Below are 24645 nucleotides of genomic sequence, written 5' to 3' on the forward strand. Positions count from 1 at the left end.
CCCCCGGACGGCGGGGAGCACGGGACGTGGGCGGAGCGGGAGAGGGGCGGCGGGTGGACAGGATCGAGAAGCCACTGGCCGACACCGTCATTGCCACATGGTGGCAATCGTTTTTGTATCTTGAACACCAGGATGATCCAGATCACAGGGCGCGTCAAGAGCGCGGACGGTAATGACGTCGGAACCGGACCCTCGCGGGCCCGGCACGGGGAGCACCTCCGCAGCGCCGGCGGTCTCCTCCCGCCGGAGCCGAGCGCCTCAGCGCACCCGGCCGGCGCCCTCTCCCGGGACGACGACGAAGACCTCAGGGGCCCGGTGTCCCGCGTTCGCGAAGGCCTCCGCGACGGCGCTCCGGACCTGTTCCGTGTGCCCCGCGGGCACGAGCGCGATCGCGGAGCCGCCGAAGCCGCCGCCGGTCATCCGCGCCCCCACCGCCCCGGCGGCCAGGGCCGTGTCGACGGCGAGGTCGAGCTCGGGGCACGAGACCTCGTAGTCGTCCCGCAGCGAGACGTGGGAGGCGACCAGCAGCTCACCGATGCCCCGGACGTCCCCGGCCCGCAGCCGCTCGACGGTCTCCAGGACCCGGCGGTTCTCGCCGAGCACGTGCCGGACCCGCCGGGCGGTCTCCTCGTCCAGTCCCGTCAGGTCGGCCCCGTCCGGGACGTCGCGCAGGGAGGCCGCCCCCAGGGCGGCGGCCCCGCGCTCACAGGAGGCGCGCCGGGCGCCGTAGCCGCCGTCGGCGTGGGAGTGCGCGACTCCCGTGTCGACCACCAGCACCGTCAGCCCGTGCTGGGCCACCGGCAGGGGCACGAGGTCGGACTCCAGGGTCCGGCAGTCCAGGAACAGCGCGGCCCCGGTCCGGCCCATCAGCGAGGCCGACTGGTCCATGATGCCGGTGGGTGCGCCGACGAAGTCGTTCTCCGCCTGCTGGGTCAGCCTCGCCATGGCCGGCCGGTCCAGGTCCAGGCCGAGCAGGTCGTCGAGCGCCACGATCGTGGCGACCTCCACGGCGTGGGAGGAGGACAGGCCCGCGCCCACGGGGACGGTCGAGTCCAGCAGCAGCTCGAACCCCGGCACCTCCACCCCGTCGAGGCCGGCCAGCACGTGCACCACGCCCGCCGGATAGGCTCCCCACCCGGACACCGCTCCCGGCACCAGGTCGGCGATCCGGAACCGGGCCCGCGTCAGGCCCGAGTCGTCCGGGGCCCAGGTGGAGGCCAGGTCGACGAGGTCGTGCCCGGCCGCTGCCGCGTCCCCGTCGTGTCCCGCCCCGTCCGGCCGGCGCAGCCGGACCGCGACCATCGCCGCCCGGTCGATGGCGAAGGGCAGCACGAAGCCGTCGTTGTAGTCGGTGTGCTCCCCGATGAGGTTCACCCGCCCCGGCGCCCGCCACACCCCGTCGGGAGCGTGGCCGTAGACCTCGGCGAACCGGCGGGAGAGCTCCTCGGCCCGGGTGCCGTCGTCGTGCCCGGCCTGCTGAGCGGTCTGCCGGTGGGTCATCGGGCGGCCTCCCTCAGACGTGCGGCGGTCTGCTCGGCGGTGACGTCGTTGATGAACGCCCCCATGGCGGCCTCGGAGCCCGCCAGGAACTTCAGCTTGTCCTCCGCGCGCCGCGGGCTGGTCAGCTGCAGGTGCAGCCGGCCGGCCTCGCGGTCCGCCGCGCCCACGGGGGTCTGGTGCCAGGCGGAGATGTAGGGCGTCGGCGTGTCGTAGAGCCGGTCCACGCGCTGGACCAGGTCCTGGTACACCACGGCCAGCTCGTCCCGCTCCGCTCCGGTGAGGGCGGCCAGGTCGGGGACCTGACGGTGCGGGACCAGGTGGACCTCGAGCGGCCATCGCGCGGCGTAGGGGACGTAGGCCGAGAAGTGCTCGCCCACCAGCACCATGCGGTCCCCGGCGGCGGTCTCGTCGGCCAGGACCTCACCCATCAGCGCCCGCCCCGTGCGCTCGAGGTGCGCCCTCGAGCGAGCCGCGAGCCGGGCCGCGTGCGGAGCGGGGTAGGGATAGGCGTAGATCTGCCCGTGCGGGTGGTGCAGCGTCACGCCGATCTGCTCCCCCCGGTTCTCGAACGGGAAGACGTGCCGGATCCCTGCCATCCGCGACAGCGCCTCGGTGCGCTGGGCCCAGGCCTCCACCACGGTGCGCGCCCGCTCGGCGGGCAGGGACGCGAAGGAGCCCTGGTGCTCCGGGGTGAACACCACCACCTCGCACCGGCCCACCGCCGGTGACGGGGCGCCCCACAGGGAGCGCTCCCCCACCCGCTGCGGGTCCGGCAGCTCGTCGAGCGCCGGGCCCAGCGAGGGGAAGCGGTTCTCGAAGACGACGACGTCGAAGTCCTCCGTGGGGATCTCCGACTCCCGCCCGCCCACGCTCGGGCACAGCGGGCACTGGTCGGCCGGGGGCAGGTAGGTGCGCGCCTGCCGGTGGGCGGCCACCGCCACCCACTCCCCCGTCAGCCGGTCGAAGCGCACCTCCCCACCACCGGAGCGGGCGTCCAGGGGCCGGCGGTCCACGACGTGCTCCACGGGCGGGGTGCCGCGGTCGCCGAAGAACACGGCCTCCCGTCCGTCGGCGAGGTGGTGGGTCCGGTGCGCGATGGTCCCCGCGCGGTCGGTGGGCAGCGGCAGTGTCATCGGACGGGCTCCAGTCGCAGGTCGGAAAGGTGTCGGCTCAGAGTCTCGCGGTCCGCCGCGCCCAGGCCGTCGTCGGTCACGACGGTGTCGACCTCGTCGAGACCGGCGATGCGGTACAGGCCTGACAGGCCCCACTTGGTGGAGTCGGCCAGCACCACGCTGCGGTCGCAGCGTTCCAGGAAGAGGCGGTTGATCTCGGCCTCCATCATGTTCGGGGTGGTCAGTCCGTCGCGCTCGGACAGTCCGTGCACGCCCAGGAAGCACACGTCCACGTGCAGGGTGCGCAGGGCGGCTGTGGCCAGCGGGCCCACCAGGGCGTCGGACGGGGTGCGGACGCCGCCGGTGAGGACGACGGTCTGGCCCGCGGCCGGCGCGCCCTGGAGCACGTCGGCGATGCGGGGGGAGTTCGTCACCACCGTGATGCCGGAGACGCGGCGCAGGGCGCGGGCCAGCGCGAAGGTGGTGGTCCCGGAGTTCAGGGAGACGGACATCCCCGGCTGCACCATGGCCTCGGCGGCCGCGGCGATCGCCGCCTTCTCCGGAAGCTGCAACCGGGACTTGTGCGGGAAGCCGGGCTCGGCGGCGGAGGACCCCACCGGCAGCTTCGCCCCGCCGTGCACCTTCTGCAGCTCCCCGTCCCGGGCCAGCCGGTCCAGGTCCCGTCGCACCGTCATGTCGGACACGCCCAGCTCGGCGACCAGGTCCGCGACCCGCACGGCACCGGCCGCGCGCACGCGGTCGAGGATCTCCCGCCGCCGACGGTCGGGGAGCGTCTCGGTCATCGGTTCTCCTGAGTGGTCGCGGGGCCCGTGCGGGCCGGTGTTCCGGTGGAGGTGGACCCACGCCCCCCGCATGATGTTCATTTGAACACATTTCGTGTGGAATGGTGTTGATTCCATCTCCGTCGGCGGTGTCCCCACAGCTCGCCCTTCCCGCAGACTGGTCGGGTATCGAGACGGGTCGCACCCGGACGACGACACTGCCGACCCGGCGTGCCGTCGCCTGTCGTGGGCCGGTCGTCCGCGGAGTCACCCGAGGAGCAGTCGAATGAGCACCGAGCACCAGCAGCACACCACCGTCCAGCGGTCCGGCAGCGGCACCGGGGACGTCCCCGCGTGGTGGACCGGCGCGGTCGTCTACCAGATCTATCCCCGCTCCTTCGCCGACTCCGACGGCGACGGGGTCGGCGACCTCGGCGGCATCATCGCCCACCTGGACCACCTGCAGGACCTGGGCGTGGACGTGCTCTGGCTCTCCCCCGTCTACCGGTCCCCGCAGGACGACAACGGCTACGACATCAGCGACTACCAGGACATCGACCCGGCCTTCGGCACCCTCGAGCAGTTCGACGAGCTGCTCGCCGCGGTGCACGGACGCGGCATGAAGCTGGTGATGGACCTCGTGGTCAACCACACCTCTGACGAGCACCCGTGGTTCGTCGAGTCCCGCTCCTCCCCGGACTCCCCGAAACGGGACTGGTACTGGTGGCGGGCCCCGCGCAACGGCATGGAGCCCGGCGCCCCGGGCGCGGAGCCCACGAACTGGCAGAGCTTCTTCTCCGGCTCGACCTGGGATCTCGACGAGGCCTCCGGGGAGTACTATCTGCACCTGTTCTCCCGCAAGCAGCCGGACCTCAACTGGGAGAACCTCCAGGTGCGCCAGGCCGTGTACGCGATGATGCGCTGGTGGCTGGACCGCGGGGTGGACGGCTTCCGCATGGACGTCATCAACATGATCAGCAAGGACGTCGCCGCAGACGGCCACCTGCACGACGGGCCGCCGGTGGACGGGACGCCCTGGGGCGACGGGTCGGCGTCCTACCTCTGCGGTCCCCGGATCCACGAGTTCCTCCAGGAGATGCACCGCGAGGTCTTCGCTGGCCGGGACGCCGAGCTCATCACCGTGGGCGAGATGCCGGGGGTGACCGTGGAGGAGGCGGTGCTGTTCACCGATCCGGCCCGGGCCGAGGTGGACATGGTCTTCCAGTTCGAGCACGTGGGCCTCGACCACGGCCCCGGCGGGAAGTTCGACCCGAAGCCGCTGCGGCTGACCGATCTGAAGGCCTCGCTGGGCCGCTGGCAGGAGGGCCTGGAGGCGGTCGGCTGGAACTCCCTGTACTGGAACAACCACGACCAGCCCCGGGCGGTCTCGCGCTTCGGCGACGACAGCCCCGAGCACCGAGTGGCCTCGGCCACGTGCCTGGCCACCCTGCTGCACCTGCACCGCGGCACCCCGTACGTGTACCAGGGCGAGGAGCTGGGCATGACCAACGCACCGTTCGAGACGATCGAGGACTTCCGCGACATCGAGTCGGTCAACCACTACCGCCACGCCGTGGCAGCCGGCGCCGAGCCCGCCACCGTGCTCCAGGGGCTGCGCTGGACGGGCCGGGACAACGCCCGCACCCCGGTCCAGTGGACCGGCGGGGAGAACGCCGGGTTCACCACCGGCACCCCGTGGATCGCGGTCAACCCGAACCACGAGGTGGTCAACGCCGAAGCCGCCCGGGCCGACGGGCACTCGGTGTTCCACCACTACCGCCGCCTCATCGCGCTGCGGCACACCGAGCCCGTGGTCGCCCTGGGCGACTTCACCATGCTGGTCCCCCACCACGAACAGGTCTACGCCTTCACCCGGCGGCTCGGCGAGGTGGAGCTGCTGGTGCTGTGCAACGTCTCGGGTGAGGAGGTGGGTGTCGACCTGCCGGACGCCGCCGCCTGGGCCGGTACCGAGGTGCTGCTCGGCAACCTGTCCGGTGGCCCTGCGGACGTCACCGTGCTGGCCCCCTGGGAGGCGCGCGTGCACCGGTGGGTCCGCGGGGCCGCGGGACAGAGCTGACAGGACAGGACTGACAGGACAGGACTGACAGGACAGGACTGACAGGACAGGACTGAGGAGCAGGGTGGGTGTGCCGGGCCGGCACGCCCGGCCGGCACGCCCGGCCGGCCCCGTCCGCGGCCGGCGCCCCCCGCCCTCCCGGCGCTCCCTCGGCGGGTGTGGGCGCCGGGGCCGCGGTGGCACAATGAACCGGTGCCGTCCACCGACCACGACTCCCTGATCCCCCTGCTCGGCCGCGGCGACGCGCCGGAGCAGGTGCGGCACGTCCGGGAGATCCCCGACCGGGACGCCGTGACGGCGCCGTGGCCCGAGCACCTCCACCCGGACGTGGTCGCGGCCTACGAGCGGCTCGGCGTGCACGCGCCGTACCTGCACCAGGTCCAGGCGGTGCTGGCCCCCCGACACGTGGTGGTCGCCACGGGGACCGCGTCGGGGAAGTCCCTGGCCTACCAGGCGCCCGTGGCCGACGCCGTGCACCGCGGCCGGCTCGCGGCGCTGGCGAACCCGGGCATGATCCACCACCCGGACGAGGCCACGGCGCTCTACCTCTCCCCCACCAAGGCCCTGGCCGCCGACCAGCTCAAGGGCCTGGACGCGCTCGGCCTGCCGACCCTGCGCGCCGCCACCTACGACGGCGACACCGACCCCGCGGAGCGCCGGTGGGTCCGGGACCACGCCGACGTGGTGCTGTGCAACCCCGACATGCTGCACTACGGGGTGCTGCCCAACCACGCGCGGTGGTCCCGCTTCTTCCGCCGCCTGAAGTACGTCGTGGTGGACGAGGCCCACTCCTACCGGGGCGTCTTCGGCTCGCACGTGGCCAACCTCATGCGGCGGCTGCGCCGGATCTGCCGTCTCTACGGTGCGGATCCCGTCTTCATCGGGGCGTCCGCGACCTCCTTCGAGCCGCACTCCTCCTTCGCCCGTCTCGTCGGCGTCCCCGAGGCCGAGGTGACGCCGGTGACCACGGACTTCTCCCCGCACGGGCCGGTCACGGTGGTGCTCTGGGAGCCGGAGCAGACGGACGGTGGCGGCGAGAACGACGCCCCCGTGCGCCGCACGGCCCTGGCCGAGACCGCCGACATGCTCACGGATCTGGTGCTCCGCCAGGTCCGCACCATCGCGTTCATCAAGTCCCGCCGCGGCGCGGAGACGATCGCCCAGATCGCCCACCGCCAGCTGGAGGAGGTCGACCCCTCGCTGGCCCACCGGGTGGCGGCCTACCGCTCCGGGTTCCTCCCCGAGGAGCGTCGGGAGCTCGAGGAGGCCCTGCGGGACGGACGGCTGCTGGGGATCGCCAGCACGTCCGCGCTCGAGCTCGGCATCGACGTGGCCGGGCTGGACGCCGTGGTCGTGGCGGGATGGCCCGGCACCCGGGCGTCCTTCTTCCAGCAGATCGGCCGGGCCGGCCGGGCCGGGCAGGAGGCCCTGGCGGCCTTCGTGGCCGGCGACGACCCCCTCGACACGTACCTCGTGAACCACCCGGAGGCGATCTTCGACGTGGACGTCGAGGCCACGGTCTTCGACCCCTCGAACCCCTATGTGCTGGCCCCGCACCTGTGCGCGGCCGCGGCCGAGCAGCCGCTGCGCGCGGAGGAGATCGACAGCTTCGGGCCCACCGCCGCGGAGGTGCTCGGCTCGCTCGTGGCGAGCGGGCACCTGCGCCGCCGGCCGACCGGCTGGTTCTGGACGCACCCCCAGTCCGCGGCCGGGATGGTGTCGCTGCGCTCGGACGGCGGCGGGCCGATCCGGATCATCGAGACGGACACCGGCGCGGTGCTGGGCACGATGGACTCCCCCCAGTCCCACTACCAGGCCCACCCCGGGGCCGTGTACGTGCACCAGGGCCGGACCTACATCGTGGACGAGCTCGACGAGGCGGGGGCGGTCGCCGCCGTGACGCGGGCGCACCCCGATTTCTACACCACCGCGCGGGACATCACGCAGGTGAGCGTGGTCGCCGAGGAGCGCTCGGAGCGGTGGGGACCGGTGACCGTTCACTTCGGCCAGGTGCAGGTCACCACGAAGGTGGTCTCGTTCCAGCGCAAGGCCGTGATCTCCAACGAGGTGCTGGGCGAGGAGCCCCTCGATCTCGGGGCCCGGGACCTGTTCACGAAGTCCGTCTGGTTCACCGTCCCGGGCGCCGTGCTGACCGGGGCGGGGATCGAGGAGCCCGACGTCCCCGGGGCGCTGCACGCGGCCGAGCACGCCGCGATCGGACTGCTGCCGCTCGTCGCCTCGTGCGACCGCTGGGACGTGGGCGGGCTCTCGACCGCGCTGCACGCCGACACGGAGCTGCCCACGGTCTTCGTCTACGACGGCCACCCGGGCGGAGCGGGGTTCGCGGAGCGCGGCTACGCCACGGCGGTCGCGTGGCTGGGCGCCACCCGTGAGGCCATCTCCTCGTGCGAGTGCGAGCACGGGTGCCCGTCCTGCGTGCAGTCGCCCAAGTGCGGCAACCGCAACAACCCGCTGGACAAGGGCGGCGCGGTGCGGCTGATCGACGCGGTGCTGCACGAGGCCCCGCGCCCCTGATTCCTCAGGGAGCACCGGCGGCCTCCGGCGGCCCGGCCCGGGACACGCCGCGGGCGGGCCCGAAGCGGGCGAGGGGCCCGTCGAGGGCCACCGTGGTGCGCACGTCGACGACGACGCGCTCCGGTTCCACGAGCGCGCACCGTTCGAGCCGCGCCCCGTTGTCCCGGGCCACGCGCTCGGCGGTGCCGCAGGGGTCGCCGGCCACGAGGCCCCGGGCGGTGTCGGCGGCGGCGAGCGCCGCGAGGTCGGCGGCCTTGCCGGCACGGTGGGTCGCGATCCCCGCCTGGGCGAGCAGCAGCACGGTCAGCAGCAGCACGCCCAGCACCAGGGTGAGCGTCAGTGCGTGCACGGTGCCGCTCCCCCGGTCACCGTCGCCGTGTCGGCAGCCGTCGCCCCGGCCCGGTGCGCCTCGCGCCACGGGCTCAGCCACCGGCCGCATCGGCTCCCTCGATCCTGGCGGAGGCGTCGGCGCGCAGCTCCCAGCCGCCCCAGGTCCCGAGGATGCCGGGAGCGGGGCCGGTGACGGTGACCGTGGCCGTCCCGGCGTCCCTGCCCAGACGGACGACGGCGTCCTCGCCGGCCACGTGCAGCGCGGTGGAGCGGACCACGGCGGCGCTCTCGCCGCGGGCGGCGGCCCGGGCCGAGGCCCGCGCCGCCTCCTCGTACCGGATGAGGGTCATTCCGGCCGCGGCGGCCGCGAGCAGCACGGCCAGGAGCAGCACGAGGGCGGGCAGCAGCACGGCCGTCTCGGCGGTGACGGCGCCCTGGTCCGGCGGTGCAGGCCGCCCTCCGAGGCTCGGCCGTGAGTGGAGCGGAGCAGCAGGACGGGAACCGCAACGACAACGGCGACGGGAACGGGGAGCTGAACGAGAACGGCGGCGGGGGCGGTCGGCGGGCATGGCGGACTCCTCACGGGACATGGTGCGTGGCCGCTGGGTCGGTGGGACGGGGACGACCCCCGCGGGTCCCGCGGCGCCGCCAGGGGCACCGCGAGACCCGCGGGGAACGGCCGCTCAGGCGCCGAGCGCCTTCTCGATGATCGCGGTCAGGAGCTCGCGCACCTGACCGGAGGAGAGCACCGCTGCCATGACGCCGCCGAAGGCCGCGGCGGCGAGCACGACCATGGCGTACTCCACGGTGGTCGCGCCGAGGTCCGCGTCCCCGGCCCGGACGAGCGGGCGGGGCGGGGCCCCGGTGGTCCCGCGGGCGGGCGGCGCGGCCGGGCGGCCCCCGGCGACGACGCCCGGGGCGAGCCCCGGGCGACCGCGGCGGTTCCGGACGGGACGGGATGCAGTGATCTGGTGCTGGGACATGACGATCCTTTCGGTGCAGAACGAACAGAGGCGGGAGGAACAGGTGCCGGACGGGCAGCACTGGGCCGGCAGCACTGGCCTGCCGAGGAGGTGGGGCGCCGCAGTGCGGCGGCGCCGGACCGGTCCTCGGGGGCGCAGGGCGCGCGGGCGGGGATCCGGTGCGGAGCGGGCGCGACCCGGCGGCCGGGGGCCCGCGGCTCCGGGCGCGGCGGGTCATCCGAACACCTCGGGGACGAGTCCCATCACGACCGGCAGGACGCCCCAGCAGACGAAGGCGGGCAGCGAGCACAGGCCCAGGGGGAGGACGAGCTGGACGGACAGCGACTCCGCCGCGCGCTCGGCCCGCCGGTAGGCCGCCCGCCGGACCTGGGCGGCCTGCGAGCGCAGGCTCCGGGCCGACGGGGCCCCTGACGTCGCCGTGAACGTGAGCGCCTCGCGGTAGTCGGCCAGGTGCGTGGGCAGCTCGCCCCCCGAGGCCCACGCCGTGTGCCACGGCAGTCCCAGTCGCAGCCGGGAGCCCACCCCCTCGAGGGCGGCGCCGGTGGCGTCCTTCCCGCTCCCGCCCAGCACGGCCACGGCCTCCCCGAGCGGCAGACCGGCGTCCAGCATGGCCGCGGTCAGCTCCACGAGGACGCCGGCGGAGACGTGCGGCCCGGGTGGGCGGCCGCGGGCCGCGGCCGGGCGGGGCGTCCCCGGGAGCCGGGCCCGGGACGGGATCGCGGCCAGCGCCACGGCGGCCAGCAGGACCAGCCCGGCGGCGGGCGCGGCGAGGGCGCTCATCGCGCTCCCACCGCCTCGGCGCGGCCGATCAGCGTGCGCGTCCACACCCGTCCGAGGACCGTGAGCACCGCGCCGGTCACGAGGGCGGTGAGTCCCCACGGCGTGGTGAGCAGCGTGCGCAGCGGGTCGACGCCCATGAGCATGCCCAGGCCGATCCCGAGCACCGGGAGCCAGGTCAGGATCCGGACGGTGGAGCGGGGACCGGCCAGGGCGGTGCCGCGTGCCGCCTCGGCGTCCAGCTCCGCCTCGAGGGCGTCGGCGAGACCGCCGAGCAGCGCGGCGAGGGGCGCGCCGGTGCGCTCGGACACCTCCCAGCACAGGGAGAGCTCGGCCGTAGTAGCGACGGCCCGCCGCTCCAGCGGACGGTGGCCGAGCTCCGGGGCCGGCGCCCCCGCCAGGGCGGTCGAGACGCTCAGCCCCAGCCGGGCGGCGGACGCCACGGCGGTGCACAGCAGCTCGATGTGCCGGCCGGTGTCCGTGCGGGGGCCCCGGTGTCCGGCGGGGCCCGCTCCTTCGAAGGCGGCCGCCGGGGACCGGCCCGCCTGCAGCAGCGCCGCGAGCCGGCGCAGCAGCGCGGTCCACTCGGCGGCCTCCGCCTCGGCGTTCCGGGTGAACCGGGCCCACCACGGGACCGCGGGAACGGCGCCGGTGCCCGCCCGCGCGACCGACCGGACGCGGTGGGCCGGGCCCGCGAGCAGCGCCGCGGTGCTTCCGGCAAGGCACAGGCAGACCGTCAGGAAGGTGACCGGGACCGTGCTCACGGCCGGCTCCCCGCGAGGTCGTCGCCGGGGGCGGGAGAGCGGTCGAGCAGGGCGCGCAGCCCGTCCCAGCCGGGACCGCGACGCACGCCGTCCTGGGCCCGGACCGCCGCGGGCACCGTGACGAGGGCACCGGCGCGGTCCTCGAGCAGGGACACGGCACGGACCTCGCGGCGGCCGCCCGCGCGGGCCACGTGCACGACCAGGTCCAGGGCGCTCGCGGCCTGCAGCGTCACGGCCTCCCGGCTCATCCCGGCCAGGGCGCCGAGGGCCGAGAGCCGGGCGGGGACCGCCTCGGCGGAGTTGGCGTGCACGGTGCCCGCCCCGGCGTGACCGGTGTTCAAGGCCGTGAACAGCTCCCGCACCTCGGCGCCGCGGCACTCGCCCACCACGAGACGGTCGGGGCGCATCCGCAGGGCCTGCCGGACGAGCTCCGCCAGGTCGATGCTGCCCGCGCCCTCGGTGTTGGCGTGGCGCGCCTGGAGGCCGACCACGTGGGGGTGATCGGGCCGCAGCTCGGCGGCGTCCTCGATGAGCACGATCCGCTCGTGCTGCGGGGAGCAGGAGAGGAGGGCGTTGAGGACCGTCGTCTTCCCCGCGCCGGTGGCCCCGCTGACCAGGAAGCTGGCGCCCGAGCGCACGGCGCCCACGAGCAGCTCGGCGGCGTCGGGGTGGACGGTCCCCGCGGCCATGAGGTCCTGCAGGGACAGGGTCCTCGTGCTGCGGAAGCGGACGGAGAGCAGGGTCCCTCCCGTGGAGATGGGCGGGAGGACGGCGTGCACCCGGTAGCCGGCGGCCGTCTGGACGTCCACGCACGGGTGGGCGGCGTCGAGGCGCCGTCCCGCGGCGGTGACGAGGCGCACGGCCAGCGCGCGCACCTCGGCGTCGGAGCCGAAGGGGGACGGGACGCGGCGCACTCCGGCCTCGGTCTCGAGCCAGACCTGGTCGGGCCCGTTGACGTAGACGTCGGTGAGCCCCCGGTGCGGCAGCAGCGGTTCGAGGGGACCGAGCCCGGTCAGCTCGGCGCGCACGGCCTCCACCGCCCGGAGGGTGCCGGCGGCCCCGAGCACCCGGCCGCTCGCGTGCACGGCCTCGGCGATGTCGGCGTCCGTGACCGGCCCGGGGGCGGTCAGCAGCCGGTCCCGCACGTCGTCCAGCAGTGCGGCCGGCAGCGCATCCGGCGGACCGGGGCGCGCGGCGCTCACGGGGTCGCCCCCACGGCCTCGAGCAGGCCCGCCACGTCGCGGGCGAGCCGCCGGGAGCGGCCCGCCTCGAGCAGACGCCCCGTCTCCGAGGCCTCCGGCACGGCGCCGTGGAAGCGCAGGGAGCCGGCGACGGGCAGACCGGTCGTGGCGGCGGCGAGCGCGTCGTCGACGTCGGCCACGTTGAGCCCGGCGGGCACCAGCCGGGCCGTGGCTCCCGCCAGGAGACCCGCGGCCCACCGGGCGGCCAGCACGCCGCGCACCGTCCGGGGCGTGAGCACGAGGACCTCGTCGCACAGGGCCGCGGTGTCCGCCGTGCCCGGCCCCGCCCGGCCCAGATCGACGACGACGAGGGCCGCGGCCCGGCGCAGCGCCTCGAGCACGGCGGCGTACGGCGCGGGGGCTCCGTCCGGCGGGGAGCGGTCCCAGGAGAGCCAGCGCAGCTGTCCCGTGCGGGCCATGGCCGGCCACAGCTGCTCGGCGTGCACCGTGCCGGCGATCCGGAGCAGGTCCGGCCAGCGCAGACCGTCCTGGTCCTCGAGTCCGAGCAGGACGTCGATGCCGCAGCCGGCGCGGTCCGCGTCCAGGAGGACGGCGGGCCGGTCCTCGTGCGCGGCACGGTCGGCGAGCCAGCAGGCCAGCGTGGAGGTGCCGGCTCCGCCCACGGCGCCGAGGACGCCCACCACCCGTCCTGTGCCGCCGGGGCCGGCGGGACCGCCGGGCCGGGCGGTGAGCAGGTCGGCGAGCCATCCGGCGGCGTCGGGCAGCACGGCCACGGCGCAGCCGCCGAGGTCGGCCGCCCGGTCCCAGATCCCGGGGTCCTCGGGCCGGCCCACGAGCACCGTGCCCGGCCGGACCCGGCCGCGCACGGCGTGGCGCACGTCCACGAGGTCGGTGTCCGGCGCGGTGCCCGGCGCCGCCGCACCGGGCGGGTCGGCCAGCAGGTCGGCGCCGGCGGCGGCGCAGACGCGCTCGACCGTGGCGCGCAGCCCGGCGTCGTCGCTGACGAGGCGCACGGTGCGCCGGTGGGCCGCGGTGGCGGACGTCGGAGGGGCCGGGACGGGGAGGTGGGCGGCGGTGCTCATGGCTCCACTGTCGGGGCGGCCTGGACCGGCCCGTCCCGGCGGCGGTGCCGGTGTGGACGGGCAACCGGGTTCCGGCGGGCCCGGGGGCGTGTGCAGTCCGGGCACCGGCGTAGCGTGACGGACCCGTGCAGGACAATGGCCGGATGCACATCGTGGTGGGACCAGCGCAGGACGGCCGGGGCGGGCACCGGGTCCAGGACCTGACGGGTTCCGGGGAACCGGACGGGCCCGGGATCGACGTGCCCGCCGGGGAGCTGGCCGCGTTCGTCGCCGACCGCGAGGAGGCCGCCCGCCGGTCCGGGTCCACGCCGCCGCGCTGGACCTGGGAGCGCACGGGCGCGGTCTACCCGCAGCTGCTGGCCGCCGGCGCCCGGGTGGAGCGGTGCCACGACCTGCGGCTGTGCCAGGCGATCCTCGCCACGGCCGCCACCGCCCACGGGTCCGGCGCCACGGGCCCGCTGCCCTACGAGCCCGTGCTGGCGCCGCTGCCCGCCGACGAGGCGCCCGGGCTGCTCCCGCCGCCGTCCCCCGCAGAGGACCAGTCGAGCCTGTTCGACCTCCCCCGAGCCACGGGTCCCGACGTGTCCGCGCTGGTCGGCGAGCTGCGGGCGCAGCTCGCCGCGGTGGCGGTCGCGGTGGACCCCCGTCGGCTGACCCTGCTGCTGGCCGCCGAGTCCCAGGGCGCGCTGATCGCCGCGGAGATGCAGCACGCCGGGGTGCCCTGGCGGGAGGACGTCCACCGGGCCCTGCTGGAGGACGCACTGGGGCCCGAGCCGGCGCCCGGGGAGCGGCCCCCGCGGATGGAGGAGACCGTGGCCCGGCTGCGGGAGACGCTGCACGCCCCGGGGCTGAACCCGGACTCCCCGCAGGAGCTGCTCAAGGCGATGCGGGCGGCGGGGATCGACGTGACGAGCACCCGGCAGTGGGAGCTCGTCGAGTGGGCGCGGGCCGTGCCCGGTCTGGCCGCCCGGCGCCAGGCGCTGATCGAGCCCGTCCTGGAGCACAAGAAGCAGGCGCGGCTGCTCAGCGCCAACGGCTGGCACTGGCTGGCCACGTGGGTGCGGGACGGCCGCTTCCGCCCGGAGTACGTGGTGGGCGGGGTGGTCACCGGCCGCTGGTCGGCCCGCGGCGGGGGCGCCCTGCAGATCCCGCACGTGGTGCGGGACGCCGTGCGGGCGGACCCGGGGCGGGTGCTCGTGGTGGCCGACGCGGCCCAGCTCGAACCGCGCGTCCTGGCGGCGCTGGCCCACGACGACGCCCTGGCCGCCGCGTCGCGCGGCCGGGACCTCTACCAGGCCATCGCGGACCTCGGCGAGGAGCGGGGCTCGGAGCTGACCGAGCGCCCGCAGGCGAAGGTGGCCATGCTGGGCGCGATGTACGGGGCGACCACGGGCCAGTCGGGCCGGCTCATGCCCCACCTCGCCCGGATGTTCCCGCGCGCCGTGGACTACGTGGAGCGGGCCGCCCGGGTCGGCGAGACGGGCGGGCAGGTGTGCACGCACCTGGGCCGCTGGTCACCCCTGCCGGGCCCGGCGTGGGACGCGGCCCAGCGGGACACCGCCACCGAGGAGGCCGAGCGGCGCGCCGGGGCGATGGCGCGGGCGCAGGGACGGTTCACCCGCAACTTCGTGGTCCAGGGCACGGCCGCCGAGTGGGCCGTGTGCTGGATGGGGGCCATCCGCTCGGCCCTGGCGCGGGAGGGCGTCGACGCGGAGCTCGTGTTCTTCCTGCACGACGAGGTCGTGCTGCACTGCGCGCGGGAGGACGCCGAGCGGGCGGCCGAGCTGGTCCGCGACTGCGCCGAGCGTGCGGCGGGGCTGGTGTTCGGGCGGATCCCGGTGGAGTTCCCCGTCAGCGTGGCCGTGGTGGAGTCCTACGCGGACGCCAAGTGAACGCCCCCCGCGGCGGGCCGCAGCACGTGCCGTGGAACAGGTCGCGGACGAGCCGGGGGGCTCAGCACAGGTCCTGGTACGGGGCACCCGTCACGTGCCGGCGCCACTCGTCCTCGGTGATCCGGTCGCCGCGGGTCGAGCAGACGGCGGCGACCGCGTCGTCGGCCCGCACCAGCCAGCTGCGCACCACGCCGTCGTCGCCGGTGGCGATCAGCCGGTCGCCGACGAAGCGGACGTCGTTCATCCGGTCCCCTGAGGCGGACAGGGCCGCGTAGACCTCCAGGTCCGCGGCGCCGACCTTCCACATCCACACGAACTTGTCGCCGGAGGCGCCCGCCAGCAGGGTGCCGTCCGGGGAGAACTGCAGCCCCTTGACGGAGGAGAGGGCGTCGGAGGTCTCGCCCAGCGGGTGGGGGTCGGACGGGTCCGCGACGTCCCAGAGGCGCACCCGGCCGTCCTCGGTGCCCACCGCCAGGACGTCGTCCACCGGGGAGAACACGGCCGAGGTGGCGACGGAGTCGAGGGTGAGCTCCGCGGTCCGCCGCGGCGCCGCGGGGTCGGAGACGTCCCACAGCTGCACGTGCTCGTCGTCGTCCGCCGCGGCGAGCACCGTGCCCGAGGCGTTGAACCGCGCCGCCTCCGTCCCGGCCACCGGGACGGAGGCCACGCGCCGGACCCCTCCCCCGGCGTCACGGCGCAGGAGGGCGATCTCGGTGCCGACCTCGGACCACGCCGCGATGGTGGAGGCGTCCGCCGTGACGTCGGTGCCCGTGATCCCGACGTCGAGGGCCGCGGCCCGCGCCGGTTCCTGCGGGCGCCCGTCCTCGAGGGGCCAGAGCAGGAGGTCCCCGTCCTCGGTGCCGCCGGCCACGAACGAGGCGTCGGGCGCCACGGCGCCCGCGTACCAGAGGGTCTTCCCGGGCGGGGGCTCCGGGGACGGCAGCGGGACGGGCACGTCCCCGGTGAGGTCGAAGAGCGAGACGACGCCGTTGCCGGTGCCCACGGCGCTGAGGACGGTGGCCGAGCGGTCGGCGGAGAGCTGGTACACCGGTCCCCCGCGCCGGTGGATGACCGGGCCCTCCAGGTCCCACGAGCGGGTGGTGCCGTCCTGGGAGGCGGTGATCAGCCGCTCGCCCACCTGCAGGGCCCCCGTCACCCGGGCGGCGGTGGGGAACACGTCGACGCGTGCGAGGTCGGGCAGCCGGTGCACGTAGGCGTTCTGGTCGTAGCTCGCGGCCACGAGCTGCCGGCCGTCCGGGGAGAAGCTGACGTCGCTGACCCAGCTGCCGAAGTCGCGGACGGTCCCGGCCTCCGCCAGCCGGTCCCCCTCCACGTCGTAGAGCCTCAGCTCGCGCGCACTGAGGCCCACGGCCAGGCGGGCGCCGTCGTCGTCGAGGGCGAGGGACCGGACGATCCGGCTGGTGGCGACCGCCTCGAGGCGCTCGGTGCGCCGGCCGTCGGTGGCGTACCGGCTGATGCCCGCGGAGCTCCCGCCGGCGTAGACGGTGCCGTCGACGGCCGCGGCGACGGCGAGGACGTCGGCGTCCTCGCCCAGGGGCAGCCGCGGCAGCGTCTCCGGGGACGCCGGGTCCCCGAGCGACCAGCGCAGCACCTCGCCCCTCCCGCCGGCCAGCAGCTGCCGCCCGTCGGGCGAGAACACCACCGCGTTGAACAGGGTCCCGGCGTCCACCTCGAGACCGGCGAGGCGCTGCGCGGGCCGGTCCGTGACGTCCCACAGGCTGACGTGGCCCGTCCCCGCGGTGGCCGCGAGGACCCTGCCGTCCCGCTCGACGAGGTCGACATCGGCCAGGCCCCGCTCGTCACCCTCGACGACCACGATGTCCTCCCGGTCCTCGACCAGGCTCTCGAAGTCCCGCCACACGGACAACCGCCCGTCCCCGGCGGCGCGCGCCACCACCGAGCCGTCGTCCAGCGCCGCGAGGCGGGACGCGCCGTCGCGGCCCAGCCACCGCTCGGGAGAGCTCACCGCCGTCGCGTCGATGAGCGCGGAGGTGCCCTCCCGGGTGGGGGCCATCCGGTAGGCGGCGAGGCTCAGCTGCGAGGCGAGGTTGGGCGACTCGCCCCGGATCCGCGAGGCCTCGAGCGCGGTCTGGCGGGAGAGCGCCTCGTCGCGGGCGGTCTCCGCGACGGCCTGGAAGCGCTCCGCCCGGACGCCCAGCGCACCGGCCACCACAGCGGCGCAGACGGCCAGGGCGAGCAGCACGAGGGCCACGTGGCCCCGCCGCTCGATCTCCCGGGCGCTGCGCTTCTGCCGCTCCAGGGCGTCCTCGTAGTGGTGCTCGCTCTCCGCCAGGTACTCCCGCTCGGCAGGGCTCAGCAGCGCCTGCTGGCGGGGGTCCCCGGTCCAGTCCCGGAAGGAGGCGAGCTGGCCCAGCGGGATCAGCGCGAGGGGATCGCGGTCGTTGGCGAGCCACATCTGCGTGGCGCGCTGCAGCTGCTGCCGGACGTAGAGGTCGCGGCGGCTGTCCTCGATCCAGCGGCTGAGCCGGGACCAGTGGTCCAGCAGGGACTCGTGTCCGAGCTGGATCTCGTCCCGGTCGATGGTCAGCAGCCGGGCGCGGGCGAACTCCTCGACCACGGCCGCCCCGCCCTCCGGCAGCTCCTCCCGGAGCACCGGGGTGCGCACCACCGTGGCGGAGGTCCCGGTGCCGACCACGCGCACGAGCCGCAGGAACACCGCGCGGGCCACCTCCCGCTCGCGCGGGCCCAGCCGGGCGTGCACCTCCTCGGCCCGGCGCTCCACGGCCTCCGTGATGCCGCCCGCCGCGTGGTAGTCGGCCACCGTCAGCTCCCGGGCGCGGGCGTGCTCCCAGGTGCCGAGCATCGCCTGGGAGAGCATCGGCAGCAGGCCCACGCCGGCCTCCGTGCCGCGGGGGGCGACGTCCCGCAGGATCACCTCGACCAGGTCCGGGGAGACGCGGGCGCCGACGGCCTCCGCGGGGCCCACGACGATCTGCTCCAGCTGCTCGCGGGTCAGCGCGCCGAGCAGCACCGGGCGCTCCAGGGCGGCGCGCAGCTCGGCGTGCCGGCTCGCGGTGCCGAAGAAGTCCGCCCGCAGACCGACCACGACCACCCGGTCCCGGCTCGCCGCGGCGAGCCGGTCCAGGAACCGCCCGGGCTCCTCCTCGTCCCGGGCACCCGTCCAGAGCTCCTCCAGCTGGTCGACGACGAGCAGGTCCGGAGCCGTCGCGACCGCTTCCACGAACCGGCCCACCGGGTCGAGGCCCGGGGTCGTGGCCACGGCGCTCCACCCGTGCAGGGGTCCGCCCTCGGCCCGCAGCCGGCCGAGGAGCCCCGCGCCCAGCAGCGAGGACTTGCCCGCACCGGAGGCCCCCACCACGGCCAGGATGCGGGGCCCGACGGCGCTCGCGAGCCCCGCCACCCGCTCGCCGAGCACGGCGACCTCCGCGCTCCGGCCGAAGAAGTGCGTCTCGTCCTCGGGACGGTAGGAGCGCAGGCCCACGTACGGGGTGGAGTCCGGGCGGGCGGGGGTGCGGGAGCGGATGACGTCCTCCCACCAGAGTTCCGCCGGGCGCTCGTCTGTCAGCCCGAGGGCGTCCAGCAGGGCCGTGAACTCCGGGCGCAGGGCCGGGCCCGGCAGGTGGGCCCCGCTGAGCCAGCCCTGGATGGTGCTGGCGGGAAGCCGGCAGGAGGCCGCGAGCGCCCGGACCGACAGGCCGCGGCGACGGCGCGCGGCGCTGAGCTGCTCGGCGAGCCGGGGCCGCTCGGGGCCGGGTCGGGACGAGGCCACCGGGGTGCCTCCTGGGAAGTCGTGGACACGGGGGACCCTGGCATCGTAAGTCGGCTTTCCGGCGCACCGGCAATGTTGCGGCCGGAGGGGCACCCGAACCGCGGGACGTGCTAGAGCGGTGCGGGCAGGAGCCGGCCGGTGTCCCAGGGCACGGCCCAGCCGAGCGCGGTGAGCACCCGGTCCAGGAGCACGCCGGTGAACCCCCAGACGGTCACGGTGGACGCGGTGCCGGCCACGGGGACCGTGAAGGCGGGCGAGCGGTAGGTCTGCCGTCCGCGCGTGACGGTCGCGGAGTGCCGGTTGGCCGGGTCGATGAGGTCCAGCACGGGGACGCGGAAGACGAGGGAGGACTCGGCGTGGTCCACGACGTCCACCGGCGAGACATCCCGCCACCAGCCCAGCACCGGGGTGACCAGGTGGTTGGAGACCGGCAGCGGCACCGGGGCGAGGGCGCCGAGCACCTCCACCCCGCGCGGGTCCAGACCCGTCTCCTCCTCGGCCTCGCGGACGGCCGCGCGCACGTGGGCGGCGCTGACCTCGCCCCCGGGCACGGACAGCACCTCGTGCAGGTCCCCGTCCTCGGGGTCCAGGCGGCCTCCCGGGAAGGCGACCTGACCGGGGTGGGAGCGCAGCGTCGCGGCCCGCTGGACCAGCAGCACGTCGAGGTCCCGGCCCACGCCCTCCGCGTGCTCGGTGGCGCGCGAGGGCAGGTCGTCGAGCGCCCCGAAGAGGATGAGCACCGCCGAGCGGCGGTAGTTCTCGTCGATCTGCCCGATCCGCCACGGCTCGCGGTCCTCCATCCGCAGCTGCCGGCCGTTGCGGGCCACGCGCAGCAGGTCCTGGTAGGCGTCGCCCATGGGCCGTCCTCCTCGCTGGTCGGTGCCGCTCACGAGCTCAGCGGCCAGCCGTCGGCCTGCAGCTGGGCCCGGGTGCGTCCGGCGAGGAACAGCTCCAGCAGCTCCTCCCGGCCCGGGGCGAACTCGTACTTGAGCAGGGCCGCGGCCTGGGCCGTGTCCGTGGGTCCCTCTCCGTAGGAGGGGCAGAGGTCCGCGACGGGGCACACGCCGCACGCGGGCCGCCGGGAGTGGCAGATGCGCCGCCCGTGGTAGACGAGCCGCTGGGACAGGTCGGTCCAGTCGCGGGGCTCGAACAGGGCGGCGACGTCCCGCTCGACCTTGACCGGGTCCTCCTCCTCCGTCCAGCCGAAGCGGCGGGCGAGGCGGCCGAAGTGGGTGTCCACGGTGATCCCGGGGATCCCGAAGGCGTTGCCGAGCACCACGTTGGCGGTCTTGCGGCCCACACCGGGCAGGGTGACGAGGTCCTCCAGCCGCCCGGGCACCTCGCCGTCGTGGTCATCCACGATCTTCTGCGCCAGGGTCCGGATCGCCCGGGTCTTGGCCCGGTAGAAGCCGAGCGGGCGGATGATCTCCTGGATCTCGGCCTCGTCCGCCTCGGCGAGCGCCCGCGGCGTGGGGCAGGCGGCGAAGAGGCGGGGCGTGGTCGCGTTCACCCGCACGTCGGTCGTCTGGGCGGAGAGCACCGTGGCCACGAGCAGCTCGTACGGGGAGCGGAAGTCCAGCTCGGCGACCGCGTACGGGTACGCCTCGGCGAGCACCGCGTTGATCCGGCGGGCCCTCCGCTTGCGCGCCAGCGGGGACTCCGGGGCGCCCGTCCGGCGGCGGCGCACGGCACCGGCGCGCGCCTTCGCGGGGTCCACGACGCGCAGGTGGGCGGGCGGGCGGGGCACAGCAGGTGGGACCATGCCCCGATTCTAGGCGGCGCGCACGGAGGGCTTCCGTGACCCGGTGCGGCGTGGCCCCTGTGGAACCGGGTGCACCGATCGTCTAGGGTGAAAACGACACTATGTGAGCTGTGACACGGACGTCCGGTGCCATCGGGGGGTCCGTGCGCGGTGTGCCACGAGAAGGGAAGACCACATGGCTTCAGAGACCACGCCCGCCGAGATCAGGACCTTCGCGCCGAGCCCCGAGTTCTCGGCTCAGGCCAATGCCACCGCCGAGCTCTACCGGCAGGCCGAGGAGGAGGGCGTCGACTTCTGGGGCCGCCAGGCACGGGAGCTGCTGAGCTGGAACAAGGAGTTCACCGAGGTCCTCGACTGGTCGAACCCGCCGTTCGCGAAGTGGTTCCAGGACGGCACCCTCAACGCCTGCTACAACGCCGTGGACCGCCACGTGGACGCCGGCAACGGGGACCGGGTGGCCATCCACTTCGAGGGCGAGCCCGGCGACAGCCGCAGCTACACCTACGCCCAGCTCAAGGACGAGGTGTCGAAGGCCGCCAACGCCATGGAGAGCCTCGGCGTCACCAAGGGCGACCGCGTGGCCCTCTACCTGCCGATGATCGCCGAGGCCGTCATCGCGATGCTGGCCTGCGCCCGCATCGGCGCGATCCACTCCGTGGTCTTCGGCGGCTTCTCCGCCGACGCGCTGCTCTCGCGCGTCGAGGACGGCGAGGCGAAGCTCGTGGTCACCGCGGACGGGACCTTCCGCCGCGGCAAGCCCTCCATGCTCAAGCCGGCCGTCGACGACGCCCTCTCCCGCGGCGGCTCCACCGTGGAGCACGTGCTCGTGGTCCGCCGCAACGAGGCCGACATCGAGATGACCGAGGGCCGGGACGTGTGGTGGCACGAGGCCGTCGAGGCCGCCTCCGCAGAGCACACCCCGTCCGAGCAGGACGCCGAGGACCCACTGTTCATCCTCTACACCTCCGGGACCACCGGCAAGCCCAAGGGCATCATGCACACCACGGGCGGCTACCTCACCCAGGGCGCGTTCACCCACAAGTACGTCTTCGACCTCAAGCCGGAGACGGACGTCTACTGGTGCACCGCCGACGTCGGGTGGGTCACCGGCCACTCCTACGTCGCCTACGCGCCCCTGGTCAACGGCTCCACCCAGGTGATCTACGAGGGCACCCCGGACTCCCCGCACCGCGGCCGGTTCTGGGAGATCGTGCAGAAGTACGGGGTGACGATCATGTACACCTCCCCCACCGCGATCCGCACCATGATGAAGTGGGGCGAGGACATCCCGGCGGAGTACGACCTCGGCTCCCTGCGGGTGCTCGGCACCGTGGGCGAGGCCATCAACCCCGAGGCGTGGACCTGGTTCCACCGGGTCATCGGCGGCGGTCGCTGCCCGATCGTCGACACGTGGTGGCAGACCGAGACCGGCGCCATCATGATCTCCCAGCTGCCGGGCGTGACCGTCGCGAAGCCGGGCTCCGCCCAGGTGCCGATGCCCGGCATCAAGGTCGACGTCGTGGACGACAACGGGCAGTCCGTGGAGAACGAGACGTCGGGCTTCCTCGTGCTGCGCGAGCCGTGGCCCGCGATGCTGCGCACCATCTGGGGCGACGACGACCGCTACGTGGACACGTACTGGTCCCGGTTCGGCGAGATGTACTTCGCCGGTGACGGCGCCAAGCGCGACGCCGACGGGGACGTGTGGATCCTCGGCCGCGTCGACGACGTCATGAACGTCTCCGGCCACCGTCTCTCCACCCCGGAGATCGAGTCCGCGCTGGTGTCCCACCCGTCCGTGGCGGAGGCCGCGGTGGTGGGCGCCACGGACGAGACCACCGGCCAGGCCGTGATCGCGTTCGTCATCCTGTCCGACCAGGCCGACGCCGAGGGCCGGGACAAGGCCGAGCTGGCCGAGGAGATGCGGGCCCACGTGGGCAAGGAGATCTCCCCGATCGCCAAGCCCAAGAAGGTGCTCATCGTCCCCGAGCTGCCCAAGACCCGGTCCGGGAAGATCATGCGCCGGCTGCTCAAGGACGTGGCGGAGGAGCGGGAGGTCGGCGACGTCTCGACCCTCGCGGACCAGACCGTGATGCAGCAGATCGTGGACTCGCTGGCCAAGTAGTCCGCGTCCCGTGCCCCGCAGCGCCCCCTCGCTCCTGCCGTGCGAGGGGGCGCTGCGGCGTCCCGGCGCCGGGCCCGGGCCCGGCCACGCTCGGACCGGAATGAGAGGATGCGGGGATGACCACCACGCGCAGACCGATCTACGTCCTCAACGGCCCCAACCTCAACCTGCTCGGCGTCCGGCGCCCGGAGGTGTACGGCACCACGACGCTCGCGGACATCGAGGAGGCCGTGCGCACCCGGGCCGCCGCGGGCGGGTGGGACGTCGAGTTCCACCAGTCCAACCACGAGGGCGTCCTGGTGGACCGGATCCAGGAGGCCCGCACCGAGGGCGCGGCGATCGTCATCAACCCCGCGGCCCTCACGCACTACTCGATCGCGATCCACGACGCGCTCGAGGCGGCGGAGCTGCCCGTGGTCGAGGTGCACCTGTCCAACGTGCACCGGCGCGAGGCGTTCCGGCACACGTCCTACGTGTCCCTGCAGGCGGACGTGGTCATCGCCGGGGCGGGGGCCTTCGGCTACGAGATGGCGGTCGAGCACCTGCTGCGGACCCTGGAGGGCTAGCGGCTCAGGCCGCGCAGGAGCCGGAGCCCACGGCCTGGGTGCTGCCCGCGGTGGCGTCGAGCGCCCCGCGCAGCTCGTCCAGCGTGAGGGCGTAGCCGACCTGCCCCTCGAGGGCCTTCGCGAAGACGACGCCGACGACGGAGCCGTCCTGCGCCACGAGCGGGCCGCCGGAGTTGCCCTGCTGGACCTGGCCGGCCAGCTGGATGATCTCCATGGTCCCGCCGGTCCCCTGCACGGGCGCGAGCGCCGTGCCCTGCACGGTGGCGGGCCCGGCGGCGAACGGCCCGCCCAGCGGGTACCCCATGAAGGCGACGAGGTCCCCGGCCGCGGGGTCCTCCCCGAGCGGCAGGGGGGCCAGCGGCAGGGACGGCGCGGAGAGGACGGCGAGGTCGGAGGCCGGGTCGTAGTGGACGACGTCGGCGGGGTGCACCTCACCGTCCCGGGTCTGCACCACCGGTTCGCCCACCCCGGCCACCACGTGCGCGTTGGTCACCACCTGCCCGGCGGCGGTCACGAAGCCCGAGCCCGTCTGATTCTGGCTGCACTCCACCGCCATGCCGTACACCTGCACCACGGACTGCCCGGTCTCCTCCAGGGCGGGCGTGCTCACGCTCTCGTCGGGGGCCTCCTCCGCGGGGAACAGCAGGGCGTCGAGCTGACGGATGCCGGTGGCGCCGCCCACGGCGTCCCGCGCCTCGGTCACCGCTTCGCGCACGGGTCCGGGGGTGTGCTCGTCGATCGTGCGCAGCACCGTGGAGGACGCGACCTGCTGGGACACGGCCGGGATGCCCAGCTGGCCGACGAGCGAGGCGAGCAGCGAGAGCACGAGCGCGGCGACGGCCACGTCGAGGGCGGCTCCGGCGATCCGGTTCAGCGCGCCCAGGCGCATGCGCTCGGTGGCGGCGGACAGGGCGCGGCCCAGCAGCCCGCCCAGCATCTGGCCCGCCACGAGCAGGACCAGCACCGTGGCCAGCACGGCGCCCACCCGGTACTGCGGGTCCACCTGCGCGCTGACCCACGGGGCGGCGGAGAACGCCGCCACGCCGCCGAGCACGAGCCCGGTCAGGGAGAACAGGGAGTTGAAGAAGCCGCGGCTGAACCCGTAGAAGAGGTAGCCCAGCAGCACGACGGCCAGCAGGACGTCGAGCAGGTTGAAGGACGGAGACATCGGGTTCCTCTGCGGGTTCTGTGGGGCCGGGGGCCGGGGAGCGAGCCACCAGCATAGGGAGCGCGGCTGGGAGATCCGTGGAGCCGGCCTGCCACCGCCCCGGGGCCCGCCGCGCCCGTCCTTGGGATTCGCGGGCCGGAGACACTACAGTGAACGTCAGGTACGTTAGGTCGCTCACACGCAGGTGCGGGCGACTCCCGCTGACATCGGCCGCCG

At 75.2% G+C, this 24645-nt stretch carries 19 protein-coding genes; 5 read left to right on the plus strand and 14 right to left on the minus strand.

The genetic code is table 11. The features are described 5' to 3' along the window. Positions 1–258 precede the first annotated feature (258 nt). From galK to ACYVM4_RS12825, 3 genes are read right to left on the minus strand one after another with little or no spacing between them, the layout of a single operon-like run. On the minus strand, positions 259–1500 hold the full coding sequence (gene galK / locus ACYVM4_RS12815; protein ID WP_460668787.1) for a galactokinase: 1242 nt from the start codon (positions 1498–1500) through the stop codon (positions 259–261). Next, entirely contained in the window at positions 1497–2633 is a 1137-nt protein-coding gene (gene galT, locus ACYVM4_RS12820) for a galactose-1-phosphate uridylyltransferase (RefSeq protein WP_460668788.1), read from the minus strand. The genes galK and galT overlap by 4 nt, the downstream gene beginning before the upstream one ends. Next, positions 2630–3415 carry a DeoR/GlpR family DNA-binding transcription regulator gene (locus ACYVM4_RS12825; RefSeq protein ID WP_368820561.1) on the minus strand — a complete coding sequence of 262 codons (786 nt, stop codon included), beginning with the start codon at positions 3413–3415 and terminating at the stop codon, positions 2630–2632. The genes galT and ACYVM4_RS12825 overlap by 4 nt, the downstream gene beginning before the upstream one ends. Positions 3416–3680: 265 nt before the next feature. On the opposite strand from ACYVM4_RS12825, the gene ACYVM4_RS12830 reads away from it, so the two are divergent. Then, the gene (locus ACYVM4_RS12830; RefSeq protein ID WP_460668789.1) at positions 3681–5471 is read left to right on the plus strand and encodes a glycoside hydrolase family 13 protein; all 1791 of its coding nucleotides are present in this window, start codon (positions 3681–3683) and stop codon (positions 5469–5471) included. A gap of 192 nt (positions 5472–5663) precedes the next feature. After that, entirely contained in the window at positions 5664–8006 is a 2343-nt protein-coding gene (locus ACYVM4_RS12835) for a DEAD/DEAH box helicase (protein ID WP_460668790.1), read from the plus strand. 4 nt (positions 8007–8010) lie between these two features. On the opposite strand, the gene ACYVM4_RS12840 is transcribed toward ACYVM4_RS12835, so the two are convergent. From ACYVM4_RS12840 to ssd, 7 genes are all read right to left on the minus strand, one after another. Continuing rightward, a complete protein-coding gene (locus ACYVM4_RS12840; protein ID WP_438612818.1) occupies positions 8011–8355 on the minus strand; it encodes an Rv3654c family TadE-like protein in 345 nt (114 codons plus the stop codon). Between the two features lie 73 nt (positions 8356–8428). Beyond that, positions 8429–8746: a TadE family type IV pilus minor pilin gene (locus ACYVM4_RS12845; RefSeq protein WP_460668791.1), complete on the minus strand. Its 318-nt coding sequence runs from the start codon at positions 8744–8746 to the stop codon at positions 8429–8431. A gap of 273 nt (positions 8747–9019) precedes the next feature. Continuing rightward, on the minus strand, positions 9020–9319 hold the full coding sequence (locus ACYVM4_RS12850; RefSeq protein WP_460668792.1) for a DUF4244 domain-containing protein: 300 nt from the start codon (positions 9317–9319) through the stop codon (positions 9020–9022). A 213-nt stretch (positions 9320–9532) separates the two neighbouring features. Continuing rightward, a complete protein-coding gene (locus ACYVM4_RS12855; protein ID WP_460668793.1) occupies positions 9533–10099 on the minus strand; it encodes a type II secretion system F family protein in 567 nt (188 codons plus the stop codon). Further along, on the minus strand, positions 10096–10860 hold the full coding sequence (locus tag ACYVM4_RS12860) for a type II secretion system F family protein (protein ID WP_460668794.1): 765 nt from the start codon (positions 10858–10860) through the stop codon (positions 10096–10098). Before ACYVM4_RS12860 ends, ACYVM4_RS12855 begins: the two co-directional genes overlap by 4 nt. Beyond that, complete coding sequence (locus tag ACYVM4_RS12865; protein ID WP_460668795.1) at positions 10857–12062, minus strand: TadA family conjugal transfer-associated ATPase; 1206 nt, start codon at positions 12060–12062, stop codon at positions 10857–10859. The genes ACYVM4_RS12860 and ACYVM4_RS12865 overlap by 4 nt, the downstream gene beginning before the upstream one ends. Next, positions 12059–13144, minus strand: coding sequence for a septum site-determining protein Ssd (gene ssd / locus ACYVM4_RS12870; protein ID WP_460668796.1), 1086 nt, complete (start codon positions 13142–13144; stop codon positions 12059–12061). Before ssd ends, ACYVM4_RS12865 begins: the two co-directional genes overlap by 4 nt. A 143-nt stretch (positions 13145–13287) precedes the next feature. On the opposite strand from ssd, the gene ACYVM4_RS12875 reads away from it, so the two are divergent. After that, positions 13288–15036 (plus strand): bifunctional 3'-5' exonuclease/DNA polymerase, encoded by a 1749-nt coding sequence (locus ACYVM4_RS12875; RefSeq protein ID WP_368821413.1) that lies wholly within the window; start codon positions 13288–13290, stop codon positions 15034–15036. A gap of 61 nt (positions 15037–15097) precedes the next feature. On the opposite strand, the gene ACYVM4_RS12880 is transcribed toward ACYVM4_RS12875, so the two are convergent. The 3 genes from ACYVM4_RS12880 to nth all read right to left on the minus strand — a co-directional run bounded on the left by ACYVM4_RS12880 (position 15098) and on the right by nth (position 20570). Continuing rightward, positions 15098–18808 carry an nSTAND1 domain-containing NTPase gene (locus ACYVM4_RS12880; protein WP_460668797.1) on the minus strand — a complete coding sequence of 1237 codons (3711 nt, stop codon included), beginning with the start codon at positions 18806–18808 and terminating at the stop codon, positions 15098–15100. Positions 18809–18918: 110 nt separating this feature from the next. Next, positions 18919–19665: an NUDIX hydrolase gene (locus ACYVM4_RS12885; protein ID WP_368821410.1), complete on the minus strand. Its 747-nt coding sequence runs from the start codon at positions 19663–19665 to the stop codon at positions 18919–18921. 29 nt (positions 19666–19694) lie between these two features. Further along, a complete protein-coding gene (nth, locus tag ACYVM4_RS12890; protein ID WP_368821409.1) occupies positions 19695–20570 on the minus strand; it encodes an endonuclease III in 876 nt (291 codons plus the stop codon). 175 nt (positions 20571–20745) lie between these two features. On the opposite strand from nth, the gene acs reads away from it, so the two are divergent. Then, entirely contained in the window at positions 20746–22695 is a 1950-nt protein-coding gene (gene acs, locus ACYVM4_RS12895) for an acetate--CoA ligase (protein ID WP_460668798.1), read from the plus strand. A gap of 116 nt (positions 22696–22811) precedes the next feature. After that, complete coding sequence (gene aroQ / locus ACYVM4_RS12900; RefSeq protein WP_368821407.1) at positions 22812–23261, plus strand: type II 3-dehydroquinate dehydratase; 450 nt, start codon at positions 22812–22814, stop codon at positions 23259–23261. A 4-nt stretch (positions 23262–23265) separates the two neighbouring features. Here aroQ and ACYVM4_RS12905 read toward each other — a convergent pair whose 3' ends face one another. Then, entirely contained in the window at positions 23266–24429 is a 1164-nt protein-coding gene (locus tag ACYVM4_RS12905) for a MarP family serine protease (protein ID WP_460668799.1), read from the minus strand. Between the last annotated feature and the right edge of the window lie 216 nt (positions 24430–24645).

The sequence above is a fragment of the Kocuria himachalensis genome (assembly GCF_054784195.1).